Origin of the sequence: Granulibacter bethesdensis, from assembly GCF_001889525.1 — a bacterium.
Taxonomy (GTDB): domain Bacteria; phylum Pseudomonadota; class Alphaproteobacteria; order Acetobacterales; family Acetobacteraceae; genus Granulibacter; species Granulibacter bethesdensis_C.
This window is the reverse complement of the sequence record NZ_CP018192.1, coordinates 2,269,187-2,281,940: the sequence shown is the minus strand read 5'-3', so window position 1 is coordinate 2,281,940 and position 12,754 is coordinate 2,269,187. Positions and strand designations below refer to the sequence as shown.

Here is a 12,754-nt window from a genome sequence, read left to right as displayed (position 1 = left end):
AAAGAGGAGAGCCGCAGATGGCAAGCAACAATGTCGGGCGGGTCACCCAGATTCTGGGCGCCGTGGTTGACGTGCAGTTCGATGGCGAACTGCCTTTCATCCAGAATGCGCTGCAGACCCGGATCGGTGATCGCACCCTGATTCTTGAAGTCGCACAGGAACTTGGCGAGCGCACAGTCCGTGCCATCGCCATGGACAGCACCGATGGTCTGGTGCGTGGCGCCGAAGTCGAAGACCTTGGGCGTCCGATCACGGTGCCGGTGGGCCCCGGCACGCTTGGCCGTATCCTGAACGTCATCGGCGAGCCGATTGACGAGCGTGGTCCGGTCGATGCCAAAAAGACCTACTCCATCCACCGTGAAGCCCCGTCTTTCGAAGAGCAGGCAGCCTCTGCCGAGATCCTCGTTACGGGCATCAAGGTGGTCGATCTGCTCGCCCCTTATCTGAAAGGCGGCAAGATCGGTCTGTTCGGTGGTGCAGGCGTCGGCAAGACCGTGCTGATCCAGGAACTGATCAATAATATCGCCAAGGCGCATGGTGGCGTGTCGGTCTTTGCCGGGGTGGGTGAACGCACCCGTGAAGGCAATGACCTGTATCACGAAATGATTGATGCGGGCGTCATCAAGCTCGGTGAAAACACCACCGAAGGCTCCAAGGTGGCCCTGGTCTATGGCCAGATGAACGAGCCGCCGGGTGCCCGTGCGCGCGTGGCGCTGTCCGGTCTGTCCATCGCGGAATATTTCCGTGATGAAGAAGGCCAGGACGTGCTGTTCTTCGTGGACAACATCTTCCGCTTCACGCAGGCCGGCGCCGAAGTGTCCGCGCTGCTGGGTCGTATTCCTTCCGCCGTGGGTTATCAGCCGACCCTGGCGACCGATATGGGCGCGCTGCAGGAACGCATCACCTCTACCAAGAAGGGGTCCATCACCTCGGTGCAGGCCATTTACGTTCCCGCCGACGACCTGACCGACCCGGCGCCTGCGACTTCCTTCGCCCATCTTGACGCGACGACCGTGCTGAACCGCGCGATCTCCGAAAAGGGCATTTACCCGGCGGTCGATCCTCTGGACTCCACCTCCCGCTCCCTCGATCCGCGTATCGTGGGTGAGGAACACTACAAAGTGGCGCGCGATGTGCAGCGTATTCTGCAGACCTACAAGTCGCTGCAGGACATCATCGCCATTCTGGGCATGGATGAACTGTCTGAAGAAGACAAGCTCACCGTGGCCCGTGCCCGTAAGATCGAGCGCTTTATGTCCCAGCCCTTCCATGTGGCGGAAGTCTTCACGGGTTCCCCCGGCGTGTTCGTGAGCATCGAAGATACGGTCCGCTCCTTCAAGGAAATCGTCGAAGGCAAGCATGACGATCTGCCGGAAGCGGCGTTCCTGATGGTTGGCACCATCGAGGATGCCCGCAAGAAGGCCGAGGCGCTGAAGGCGAAGGCCTGATCCCATGGCCCAGACCAGCCTTGAAATCGTCAGCCCGGAAAAGCGTCTCCTGTCCAGATCCGTGGACATGGTCGTGATCCCGGCTGCGGAGGGTGAGCTGGGCGTACTGCCCGGCCATGCCCCGATGATCGTGCTGCTTCAGGGCGGCACCATCCGCCTTTACCAGAATGGTCAGGTGACCGACCGGCTTTATGTCGCGGGCGGGTTCGCGGAGATCACGCCAGAACGCTGCACGGTTTTGGCCGATCAGGCGCTGCCGGTCGCTGAGATTTCAGCCGCTGAGGCCGAAAAGCGTTTGGCGGATGCGGAAGCGGCTTATGCAACGGTCGATAAGCTTGATATCACGGCCTTGGATGTAGCCATGGAGTCCATACAGGCGGCGCGTGCCATGGTTGAGGCTGCCAGACACTGAACGACCAGCCTTGGTGTTTGCACACAGGGCGTTTAGAAAGCCTCGGCCATTTGGCCGGGGCTTTCTTGTCTTTTTATGCTGTGGTGTCCCGCCGGTGGTGCGGCCTTCATGCCACAGGTCATGATCGTATTTGCCGAATGGCCATTGCACCGGGTAGGGGCGACTATAATTTCGGTCTGCTGCGCGTTGTTGAAGAAACACTGACGGCAAAGCTGGTTAAGCGGATATCTCCATGAAGCATTGGCGTATTGAAGACGTGCCCTGGTCGGATTTCGACCCGGCTCTGGTTGATCCGGCGATTGTGCCGCTGGTCAAGGCCGCGGCAATGGTCGAGCGCAATGGAACTGACTACGCTATGTATCTGAACGGTGTGTTCCGGGATGATCCGGACTTTTCCGGAGCGGCGGATCGCTGGGCGGTGGAAGAGGTGCAGCACGGGGATGCGCTGGGAAAATGGGCCAGCCTGGCCGACCCGGATTGGAATTATGAGGCTGCCTTCGCCCGCTATAAGGCTGGCTACCAGATTGATCTCAGCGCAAATGCCTCAATCCGTGGTTCCCGCACCGGTGAGCTGATCGCCCGATGCATGGTGGAGACGGGAACCTCCTCCTATTACACTGCGCTCGGCGATGCGACAGAGGAACCGGTTCTGAAGCATATCTGTAAGCTGATTGCAGCTGACGAATATCGCCATTTCAAGTTGTTCTACGACCATATGCGGCGTTATCTGGAGCGGGAGAAGATAGGCTTTCTGAACCGCCTGCGCATTGCCGCCGGGCGCATCGGTGAGAGCGAGGATGATGAACTGGCCTTCGCTTATCACTGCGGAAACGAGGCCGAGAACACTCCTTATAGTCATGAGCGCTGTATTGCTGCTTATATGAGCCAGGCGATGGGCTATTATCGTTATCATCACATTCAGCGGGCCACCGGAATGGTATTCAAGTCAGTGGGGCTGATGCCACATGGGCGGTTGTCCACCTTGTCGACCAAACTGGCATGGGCCTTGATGCAGCGTCGCCGCAAGCATTTCCTCCGGCAGCCTGTTGGCAAGGACGCGGGCGTGCAGATGCAAAGCGTGGCAAAGGCTGCCTGAACAATGGCCATGCCCTCTGCCCTCACTCCGTCGAGCAAGCCTGTGCGGCATCGTGCGCGGCCTGTTCGTCTTCTGTTTCTGTTGCCGTTTGTCGCCATCCTGGCGGTTCCGTTTTACAACCGGATCGAGCCATCCCTTGGTGGGGTGCCGTTTTTTTACTGGTATCAGACGGCTTGGGTGTTCATCACAGCCATTCTGGCTGCCATTGTTTATCGTGCCGAGCGCGTCGCTGATCATAAGACTGATCACTGAGAAAGATGCCGTAAGATGGATTGGGTTGCGACAGGCATTTTCATAGGCCTGTTCATATTCGTGACATTGCTGGGATTTGCCGCGGCCCGCTGGCGGGCGGGGGATCTCAATCAACTCCATGAATGGAGCCTGGGGGGAAGGCGTTTTGGAACCTTTGTAACCTGGTTCCTACTGGGGGGTGATCTCTATACGGCCTATACTTTCATTGCAGTCCCGGCCTTCATGTATGGCAAAGGCGCGATGGGGTTTTTCGCCATTCCCTACACTATTCTGATCTATCCGATCCTTTATCTGGTATTCCCACGGCTTTGGACGGTGGCGCACCGACAGGGCTACACCACCGCTGCTGATTTTGTGCGGGGACGTTTCGGTAATCGATGGCTGTCTCTGGCGGTCGCGATAACCGGCTTGTTGGCCACCATGCCTTATATCGCGCTTCAGCTTGTCGGTATGGAGGTCGTGATCGGTGCGCTTGGTTTTCACGGCACAGGGCTGTGGGGCGATATGCCACTGATCATTGCTTTTTTGATTCTGGCTGCTTTCACATATACATCGGGTCTGCGTGCCCCAGCGATGATTGCAGTGGTAAAGGATCTGCTGATCTACATCACAGTCTTTGCGGCCGCGATTATCGTGCCGATGCATCTGGGTGGGTTCGGGCAGATTTTCGCGCATATCCCGTCGCAGAAACTGCTGCTGGCGACGCCGGGACCGGGCTCTCTGGGAGACTGGAGTGTTTATGCCACTCTGGCGCTAGGTTCAGCGATCGCTTTGTTTCTGTATCCGCACTCTCTGACCGGGGTGCTCAGTGCCAGCAGTCCGGATGCTATCCGGCGTAATGCGGCAATCCTGCCGGCCTATTCCTTTACGCTGGCGCTGCTGGCTTTACTTGGTTTCATGGCGATTGCCGTCGGACTGACTGTTTCGCCTCAGCTTTCGGTGCCGGAGCTGTTCAAGGCATCCTTTCCCTCCTGGTTTGTTGGCGTGGCGTTTGCGGCCATTGCCATTGGGGCGTTGGTGCCGGCGGCGATCATGTCCATCGCGACGGCGGCCATTTTCACGCGCAATATCTGGCGGGAATTTCTGCGCCCCAATTGCACCGATGCTGAGGAAGCAGGGATCGCGAAATTCGTTTCCATGCTGGTGAAGCTCGGCGCGCTGGTGTTCATCATTTTCATGCCGAAAGAGTACGCGATCCAGTTGCAGCTGCTGGGTGGGGTCTGGATCATTCAGACGGCACCCCCGATCTTTCTGGGGCTCTACAGTCGTTTCTTCCGCTCCTGGCCTTTGCTGGCCGGATGGGCTGTGGGAATCGTATCAGGCACATGGATGGTGGCGGAAACCGGCTTCAAGGGCACCACATACGGATTACATCTAGGTGGCTGGACGATTCCGGGCTATGCGGCGGTCTATGCGTTGATTTTGAATATTGCGATATCGACCCTGTTTTCCGCAATCTTCGCCTTGAAAGGGCTCGAGAATACGCAGGATTTGAGCGTGTTGGAGGAAGAGACGGTCTAGATTACCTCCCGGTCATTCCCCTTTGCATGCCTTCTGGTACAATCGCTCGTCACGGACGTGCAGGAGAGCAGGCGAATGAGCCAGAGTACCAAAATCCCGGCCACCCTCATTCCGGGCGATGGCATTGGTCCCGAGATTGTCGAGTCTGTCGTCAGCGTGCTGGACGCTCTCGGCTCTCCGTTTGAATGGGACTCTCAATATGCCGGTATGGCGGCTATCGCCAGGGTGGGTGATCCGCTGCCCCGTGAAACGATTCAGAGTATTCATCATAACAAGCTGGCGCTTAAAGGACCTTTGACGACACCCACCGGTGGTGGATACCGCTCGGTCAACGTGCAGCTCCGCAAGGAATTCGAACTGTTCGCCAATGTTCGCCCTGCGCTGACCCTGATCCCGGGTGGACGGTTCGAGAATGTCGATATCACCCTGATCCGTGAGAATCTCGACGGTTTCTATGCCGCGTTCGAGCATTATATGCCGATCGGTGACGACCCTCATGCCGTGGCGATGTGTGCTGGCTTCAATACCCGCACCGGTTGTCACCGGATTATTCGCTACGCCTTTGAATACGCGATGCAGAATGGCCGTAAGAAGGTCACGCTGGTTCATAAGGCGAATATCCTGAAGGCTCTGACCGGTATCTTTCTGGAGGCGGGCAAGGAAATCGCCAAGGAATATGAGGGCCGTATCGCTTTCGAGGAAAGAATCGTCGATGCTTGTGCGATGCAGTTGGTACTCGACCCCGGTCGCTTTGATGTCATCGTCACGACCAATCTGTTCGGCGATATTCTGTCTGATCTGATTGCCGGGCTGATCGGTGGGCTTGGTCTTGCCCCGGGCGGAAATATCGGCAAGCAGGCCGCGATTTTCGAAGCTGTCCATGGCTCGGCCCCCGACATCGCCGGTAAAGGAATCGCCAATCCGTTAGCGCTGATGCTGGCGGCGGCCATGATGCTGGACCATGTCGGCAGGACTGATCTGGCAACCAGATTGCGTAATGCCATCCGTATCACGACACTGGAGGATGGCATCCGTACCCCTGATCTGGGGGGAACCGCCAAAACCAGGGAACTGACACAGGCTCTGATCAGCCGCATCGGGTAAGGCAGGCGATCCCTCGCTGTGAGGAGCAAAAGAAAAACCCTCTTCTCTCCATCAGGGAAGGGGGATATTTTGCCATGGTGGAGTTAAGCTTTCCTTTACGGGCCGCGCATATTCGTCGTCAGTTGGGGCGTCTTTGCGCCATGATGGGCTGGGCCGCCCTGCATGAGGTTCCATTGCCCAATGGCCGCCGGGCCGATCTTCTCGCCCTGCGCGGTGACGGCAGCTTTGTCTGTATTGAAATCAAGTCCGGCAGCCGCGATTTCATGATGGATCGCAAGTGGCGAGAGTATGACGCTTATGCGGATGCCCTGTTTTTTGCGGTCGATCTCGATTTTCCGCTTTCTTTGCTGCCGGATGATGTCGGGATCATCGTGGCTGACAGCCATGGTGCGGAGATCATCCGCCCTGCACAGGAAAGCAGGGCCATGGTGCCGGCCCGGCGTCGCAGTCTGACATTGACCTATGCGCGTCTGGCTGCTGGCAGACTGGCAGCAGCACTGGACCCTGATTTGCGCTCCTCTCTCATGGCGGCCCATCTGGTGGAATAGCGGGGTTCCGCGTCAGGCTATGGCGGCGGCCAACTCGGCAGGTTGTGGCACGGTGGTGGGACGGAGGCGTGTGGCAGTCAGACCGGCGGCGATATTGCCCAGTTCCGCTGCGCGTTCGATGGCGCAGCCAGCGGCCAGCGCCGCACTGACGGTTGCCACGACGGCTTCTGTCACGCCTGACAGGCGGGCTTTTTCCCCCGCAATGGTGGCAAGGGTCCGGGTTCCGGATTCATCTGCCAAAGTCAGGCCGCCATCCTGTCGCAGGGCCATAACGGCGCGATGCCCGAACCGTGCCCGCAATTCGGCCGCGGCAATTTCGACCTGCTCGGGCGTTTCGCAGGCCAGCCCGGTGGCGTGCGATAATTCGCGTCTGCCGGGGACGATAATATCAGCCCCGGCAAACAGCACAGAGCGGCCAAGGCTGGGGGCAACCACCAGCGGACGGCCCGCCGCGCGGGCAGCCAGCGAAATACCGGAAATCACCGGACCGGACAGCAGGCCGTTCCCGTAATCGGCCAGCACTGTAATGGAGGTTGCGGCCATGGCATCGCGGGCAATCCGTAGAAGCCTGTCACTCAGCCGATCCTGAATATCCTCGCGGATTTCACGATCAACGCGCAGAATTTGCTGACCATCCGCCATATAGCGGGTTTTGCGGGTTGTGATGCGGCCGCCCTCAACCAGCAGCCACGGCTCTACACCGGGTTGGCTGCCGACCAGCCCGGTGAGGTCAGAGCCCGTCTGGTCATCACCCACCAGCGACACAAAGGCGACAGCGGTCCCCAGCGCGGTCAGGCAGCGCAGCACAGTGCCGGCTCCTCCCGGAACGGCCATTTCCTCATCAGCGCGCAGTACGCGCAGGGACGGTTCCTGCAAGCCATCCCGCACCGGTCCACTGATGTATTCATCCATCATGACATCGCCGACAACCAACAGGCTGGCCTGATGGAATTTCGGCAGTCCGGGCAGGGTCGGAACAGCGGGGGTAGAACCGTTGCTGCCGGACCAGTCGTCCCGCATGGCAGCGTGCGCGCGTCGCAGAAAGGACCGCTGCGGATCAGGCATGGGGATACTGTCTGGCATGGTTGCCTGCATCGGCAACAACGTGCCGCCCGACGGAGAATAAAAGGTTCATTGCAGCCAGATTAAAACAGATTCCTCGCTCTTGGAATTATTACTGCACGCGATAGCATCATATTTTAAACGAACCCCTGTCCCTTTCGGCCATGTATGGTTTTACCATCTCCAATGACGGGGAAGGTTGAAAAATGCAGGGAGGGGGCGGAGATTCGGCCCAACCTTGCCAAAAAGATGCGAAACTGCTGCAATTTCGTCTCTTAAGATGCGGAGATTGCTTGATGTTATGCTATGTGCTTGCGGGGGTTCTGGCTATGGCTTCCCTTGGTTTGTCCGCTGAAGCGCACGCGCAGTCCGAGCAGCAGGCGATTGTCGATCGTGCGACATTGACGGTGCAGGACATGCTGGGGCCGGCTCATTCCAGTGATCGCATCAATACACTGAAAAGGGCGCGGGCGGTGATGATCTGCCCGCAATCCTTCCGGGCGGCTTTTATTTTCGGCGGGGCCGGTGCAAGCTGCATCCTGTCCGCGCGTGATGGGGCTGGATCATGGTCTGCCCCGGCTTTCTTTTCGATGTCCAGCGTCAGCTTCGGGCTTCAGATCGGGATTCAGGACAGTCAGATCATGCTCATGATCATGAATGACAAGGCCCTGAGTGCAATCATGGACAAACAGTTCAAGTTCGGCGGCGATGCCTCCCTGTCCGTGGCGACGTTCGGAGCAGGGGTGGAGGGTGATGTGACTGCCGCATTGCGGGCGGACATTATCGGGTTCTCCAAATCCCGTGGTCTGTTCGGAAGCGTCGCGCTGAACGGGACTTTCCTGACCACCGATACGGATGCCAACCGCGCCTATTACGGACAGGCTCTGGCCGCCCGGCAGATTGTAATCCAGATGCAGGTCAATAATCCCGGAGCTGACCCGCTGCGCACCATCCTTGCGCGCTATGGCACGCCGGGTCAGGCAGTTGCCGCGCCTGTTGCGGCCGGGCAGCCGACCCAGACGCAGGAGCCAGCCTATGCGCCTGCCCCGGTGACGGGCGGCCCTACCAGACTGGCACCGGTTCAGCAGCAGACCCTGCCGCCGCCGCGCTGATAAAAAAGCATGCCCAGGAGGGTGTACGGGGCCGATAGCGGAGATCAGCTTCTTTTGGCTACCGGTGCGGGCTGGAAGGCTTTATCACTGGTTTTATGACTGAGGCCCCTCCCTTCTGGAAAACCAAACGCCTGACCGAGCTGACCCGTGAGGAATGGGAAAGCCTGTGTGACGGTTGCGGGCGCTGCTGCCTGCATAAACTCCGTGATGAGGATACGGAGGAACTGGCTTTCACCAACGTATCCTGCCGTCTGCTGGATACACAAAGCTGCCGTTGCACCAGCTATGCCACCCGATTTCGCAAGGTGCCGGACTGCATCAGTCTGACCCCCGCTCTGGTCGAGGAAATCGACTGGCTGCCTCCGAGTTGTGCCTATCGGATTGTGCTGAACGGCAAGGATCTGCCCTGGTGGCATCCTTTGGTCTCCGGCGATCCGGAGACGGTGCATCAGGCAGGCATTTCAGTACGTGGTCGAGCGATTGATGAGCGGGTGGCCGGGCCGCTGGAGGATTACATCGTCTCCTGGCCCGGTCGTTTTCCCCGTCCACGCCGCCCCCGGCAGGAGGCGGCAGGCAAGACGGCCGATGAGTCATGAGGCTGCCTCTGTTTCGGACGAAACCGGCTGGCCCGGTGGTGGCGCCGGAACGGTTGGATGCTTCGTCTGCGGCCATTATCGTGACGGAAACTCTGCCGGGTGGCTTGCCTGTGCCTGTCTTATGGCGCCGCAATGTGCGGGCGCGGCGGATCAGTCTGCGTATTGATGCACGGCGCGGCCATGCGGTGCTGACCCTGCCGGGCCGGGTCGGGCGTAAGGCCGGTTTGGAACTGCTCTATCGCCATGCGGAGTGGGTGGAAGAAAAACTGGCGATGCTGCCGCCGCCTCTTTTGTTTCAGAACGGGGCGACAATACCGTTCGATGGCAGGGAGGTGGTCATCTGCCATGATGGGCAGGCGCGTGGCGTGGTGCGACTGGAGGGAGAAACGCTGCATGTCAGCGGTGATCCCGCGTTTCTGAAGCGTCGTGTGCAGGATTGGCTGCGGCGGGAGGCACAGCAGCGTTTCTCGACTTTGACGCTGGCCAAGGCGGCTTCTGTCGGGTTGAAGCCGCGTCGTGTTTCCATCAAGGACACGGTGTCGCGGTGGGGTAGTTGTGCGCCGGATGGCAGCATTGCTTATAGCTGGCGGCTGATCATGGCACCCCCCTATGTTCAGGATTATGTGGCGGGCCATGAGACCGCACATCTGAAACATATGAATCACAGCGCTGATTTCTGGGCGCTTTGTGTACAACTGACCCCCTATCGTGCACAGGCGACGGTCTGGTTGCGGCAGGAGGGGGGCAGGCTGATGCGGGTCGGCGCGGGATGATTCCGTCAGGATCAGGCGGAGGCGCCAGGAGAGGGAAATGGGGGATGCGTGCGGGGGCAGCATGATCCTTGCATGGCCTGTACCGGGGATGGTCCGCCAGCCGCGGGCAGCGGTACTCCGGGATGGGTATTTCTTGAGGGGAAGAAAAGATGACACAGGAAACACCTGCATCCCTGATGCAGACAGCCGGGATTATTCCGGTTCTGATGATTGGAAGTGTGGCGGATGCGGTTCCGCTGGCCCGTGCGCTGGTGGCGGGTGGGATCAGGATGCTGGAGGTCACCTTGCGAACGAAAGCGGGCCTCGATGCCGCCCGTGTGATCGCGCAGGAAGTGCCGGAGGCGGTGGTTGGTCTCGGCACCGTCACCACCCCTGCCGAGCTGGAAACCGCCCTTAAACTGGGGTTGCGCTTTGCGTTCAGCCCCGGTGCGACGCCGGTTCTGCTGGATGCGGCGGCGGGGACCGACCTCCCCTTTGTCCCCGGTATCCGCACCGCGTCGGAGCTGATGGCCTGTATCGAGCGCGGCTTCAGCGCTGCCAAGCTGTTTCCTGCCGAGCCGGGCGGGATGGCGACGCTCAAGGCGTTGGGTGGTCCGTTCCCCGATGCACGTTTCTGCCCCACGGGGGGCATTTCCGAGGACGGAATCGAGGCATGGCTGTCGCTGCCCAATGTGGTGGCCATCGGTGGTTCATGGCTGGCCACGCCGGCGGAGATCGAAGCTGGTGCGTGGGATGCGATTACCGCGAAAGCGTCACGCAGTGCGGCCCGTGTCAATGCATTGAGAAACCCGGGCGGGCAGGGAGTATAAAATATGGAGATTGGCACCCCGCATCCGCGTCTGCTGGAGATCACGGCGCGCATTGTCGAACGGAGCCGTGAGACACGTCGGGCCTATCTGGACCGTCTTGTCGATGCGGCGCGGAAACGGCCTCGCCACAAGATGGGCTGTGCCAATCTGGCTCATGCCTATGCGGCCTGCACCCATACCGACAAGCAGGTGATGACGCAGGGGCAGGCGCCTAATCTCGGTATCGTGACGGCGTATAACGACATGCTGTCGGCGCATCAGCCTTACGAGACCTATCCGGATTTGATCCGAGAGGCCGCACGGGCGGCCGGGGCCACCGCTCAGGTGGCGGGTGGCGTTCCGGCCATGTGTGATGGCGTGACGCAGGGGGAGGACGGGATGGAGTTATCCCTGTTTTCCCGCGACGTGATCGCGCTTTCCACGGCAATTGCACTGTCGCACCAGACCTTCGATGCGGCGGTGTGTCTGGGGGTGTGCGACAAGATCGTGCCGGGCCTGCTGATCGGGGCGTTGTCTTTCGGTCATCTGCCGGTAGTGTTCATTCCGGCAGGTCCGATGACCACGGGGCTTCCCAACAGTGAAAAGGCCCGCGTGCGGCAGCTTTATGCTGAGGGCAAGGTGGGGCGTGATGCGCTGCTGGTCTCGGAGAGTGAGTCGTATCACGGTCCCGGCACCTGCACTTTTTATGGCACGGCCAATACCAACCAGATGTTGATGGAGATCATGGGGCTGCATTTGCCTGGTGCGTCCTTCGTCAATCCCGGCACGAAGCTGCGGGACGGGCTGACGCGTGAGGCTGTAACACGGGCGCTGGCCCTGACGGCTGATGGCGACAACTGGACACCGCTCGGGCGGATGCTGGATGAGCGTGTGTTCGTCAACGGAATCGTCGGGTTGCATGCAACAGGCGGCTCTACCAATCACACGATTCATCTGCTGGCGATGGCGCGGGCGGCGGGCATTATCCTCACGTGGGATGATTTGTCCGATCTGGCTGAAATCGTGCCGCTTTTGTGCCGTGTTTATCCGAACGGACAGGCTGATGTGAACCATTTCCACGCGGCAGGTGGCATGGCGTTCCTGATCTCCACCCTGTTGCGGGGCGGCTTGCTGCATGAAGATGTGGAGACGGTCTGGGGTCGGGGCCTGCGGCACTACGTGGCGGAGCCATGGCTGAATCCGGAGACCGGCACGGTCACATGGCAGGATGGCCCGCAGGTCAGCGGCGATTCCGCCGTGCTGCGTGGGGTGGAGGAGCCGTTCGCGCAGACGGGCGGCCTGCGCGTGCTAGAAGGACCGTTGGGTCGAGCGGTGATCAAGACCTCGGCGGTACATCCGGAGCGTTACGTGATTGAGGCACCCGCCATGGTGTTCCACACGCAGGAAGCCATGCAGCAGGCGTTCAAAAATGGGGCCCTGGATCGGGATGTCATCGTGGTGGTGCGGTTTCAGGGGCCGCGCGCCAATGGCATGCCGGAACTGCATAAGCTGATGCCTGCCTTGGGCGTGTTGCAGGATCGAGGTCATCGCGTGGCACTGGTGACGGATGGTCGGCTGTCGGGCGCATCTGGCAAAGTGCCCGCCGCGATCCATGTCACTCCTGAAGCGGCTGCGGAGGGCCCGATCGCTTTGATCCGTGATGGTGACCGCCTGCGGCTGGATGCCGTGCATGGCCGGTTGGAGGTGCTGGAAGACCCCGTGACGTTCATGGCGCGGGAGCCGGTGCGGGATGATCTGTCCACCAGCGCGTACGGCACTGGAAGAGAGTTGTTCGGCAATTTTCGAAGTCTGGTCAGCCGTGCGGATGAGGGCGCCTGTACGGTCCTGACGTGAAACCACGGGATGGCCGGGTTGCGCTGGTGGCGCGGTTTCGGTGTCAATCCGTGCAGATGACGCACTTTGCGGCGGATAAAGACGGCTGTTTTATCAACTAGGCCCTTGACAGAAGGGCGCTGTCATTGTGTCTAGCGCGTCTGCCCCGCACGGGGTGGCCGGACCTGTCCGGTCGCCACATGTGGTGC

General features: G+C 60.1%; 13 protein-coding genes. 12 read left to right on the top strand and 1 reads right to left on the bottom strand.

The window, feature by feature from the left end; genetic code table 11:
* Positions 1-17 precede the first annotated feature (17 nt).
* The 7 genes from atpD to GbCGDNIH6_RS10210 all read left to right on the top strand — a co-directional run bounded on the left by atpD (position 18) and on the right by GbCGDNIH6_RS10210 (position 6,381).
* Positions 18-1,448, top strand: a complete 1,431-nt coding sequence (gene atpD / locus GbCGDNIH6_RS12275; protein WP_011632756.1) for a F0F1 ATP synthase subunit beta — start codon at positions 18-20, stop codon at positions 1,446-1,448.
* Between the two features lie 4 nt (positions 1,449-1,452).
* Positions 1,453-1,860: an ATP synthase F1 subunit epsilon gene (gene atpC, locus GbCGDNIH6_RS10235; RefSeq protein WP_072563802.1), complete on the top strand. Its 408-nt coding sequence runs from the start codon at positions 1,453-1,455 to the stop codon at positions 1,858-1,860.
* Positions 1,861-2,092: 232 nt separating this feature from the next.
* The gene (locus tag GbCGDNIH6_RS10230; protein ID WP_072563801.1) at positions 2,093-2,956 is read left to right on the top strand and encodes a rubrerythrin family protein; all 864 of its coding nucleotides are present in this window, start codon (positions 2,093-2,095) and stop codon (positions 2,954-2,956) included.
* 3 nt (positions 2,957-2,959) lie between these two features.
* A complete protein-coding gene (locus GbCGDNIH6_RS10225; protein WP_232449802.1) occupies positions 2,960-3,208 on the top strand; it encodes a DUF3311 domain-containing protein in 249 nt (82 codons plus the stop codon).
* A 15-nt stretch (positions 3,209-3,223) separates the two neighbouring features.
* Positions 3,224-4,729: a monocarboxylate uptake permease MctP gene (gene mctP, locus GbCGDNIH6_RS10220; RefSeq protein WP_072563800.1), complete on the top strand. Its 1,506-nt coding sequence runs from the start codon at positions 3,224-3,226 to the stop codon at positions 4,727-4,729.
* Positions 4,730-4,804: 75 nt separating this feature from the next.
* Complete coding sequence (locus GbCGDNIH6_RS10215; protein ID WP_072563799.1) at positions 4,805-5,833, top strand: isocitrate/isopropylmalate dehydrogenase family protein; 1,029 nt, start codon at positions 4,805-4,807, stop codon at positions 5,831-5,833.
* Between the two features lie 74 nt (positions 5,834-5,907).
* On the top strand, positions 5,908-6,381 hold the full coding sequence (locus tag GbCGDNIH6_RS10210) for an MmcB family DNA repair protein (RefSeq protein WP_072563798.1): 474 nt from the start codon (positions 5,908-5,910) through the stop codon (positions 6,379-6,381).
* 12 nt (positions 6,382-6,393) lie between these two features.
* On the opposite strand, the gene GbCGDNIH6_RS10205 is transcribed toward GbCGDNIH6_RS10210, so the two are convergent.
* The gene (locus GbCGDNIH6_RS10205) at positions 6,394-7,464 is read right to left on the bottom strand and encodes a bifunctional heptose 7-phosphate kinase/heptose 1-phosphate adenyltransferase (RefSeq protein ID WP_157692418.1); all 1,071 of its coding nucleotides are present in this window, start codon (positions 7,462-7,464) and stop codon (positions 6,394-6,396) included.
* Between the two features lie 275 nt (positions 7,465-7,739).
* On the opposite strand from GbCGDNIH6_RS10205, the gene GbCGDNIH6_RS10200 reads away from it, so the two are divergent.
* From GbCGDNIH6_RS10200 to edd, 5 genes are all read left to right on the top strand, one after another.
* Complete coding sequence (locus GbCGDNIH6_RS10200; protein WP_072563796.1) at positions 7,740-8,555, top strand: YSC84-related protein; 816 nt, start codon at positions 7,740-7,742, stop codon at positions 8,553-8,555.
* A 95-nt stretch (positions 8,556-8,650) separates the two neighbouring features.
* Positions 8,651-9,151 (top strand): YcgN family cysteine cluster protein, encoded by a 501-nt coding sequence (locus GbCGDNIH6_RS10195; RefSeq protein WP_072563795.1) that lies wholly within the window; start codon positions 8,651-8,653, stop codon positions 9,149-9,151.
* On the top strand, positions 9,148-9,924 hold the full coding sequence (locus GbCGDNIH6_RS10190; RefSeq protein ID WP_081370091.1) for a M48 family metallopeptidase: 777 nt from the start codon (positions 9,148-9,150) through the stop codon (positions 9,922-9,924). The genes GbCGDNIH6_RS10195 and GbCGDNIH6_RS10190 overlap by 4 nt, the downstream gene beginning before the upstream one ends.
* 149 nt (positions 9,925-10,073) lie before the next feature.
* Positions 10,074-10,733 (top strand): bifunctional 4-hydroxy-2-oxoglutarate aldolase/2-dehydro-3-deoxy-phosphogluconate aldolase, encoded by a 660-nt coding sequence (gene eda, locus GbCGDNIH6_RS10185; RefSeq protein ID WP_072563794.1) that lies wholly within the window; start codon positions 10,074-10,076, stop codon positions 10,731-10,733.
* Positions 10,734-10,736: 3 nt separating this feature from the next.
* Positions 10,737-12,566, top strand: coding sequence for a phosphogluconate dehydratase (gene edd / locus GbCGDNIH6_RS10180; protein ID WP_072563793.1), 1,830 nt, complete (start codon positions 10,737-10,739; stop codon positions 12,564-12,566).
* Positions 12,567-12,754 lie beyond the last annotated feature (188 nt).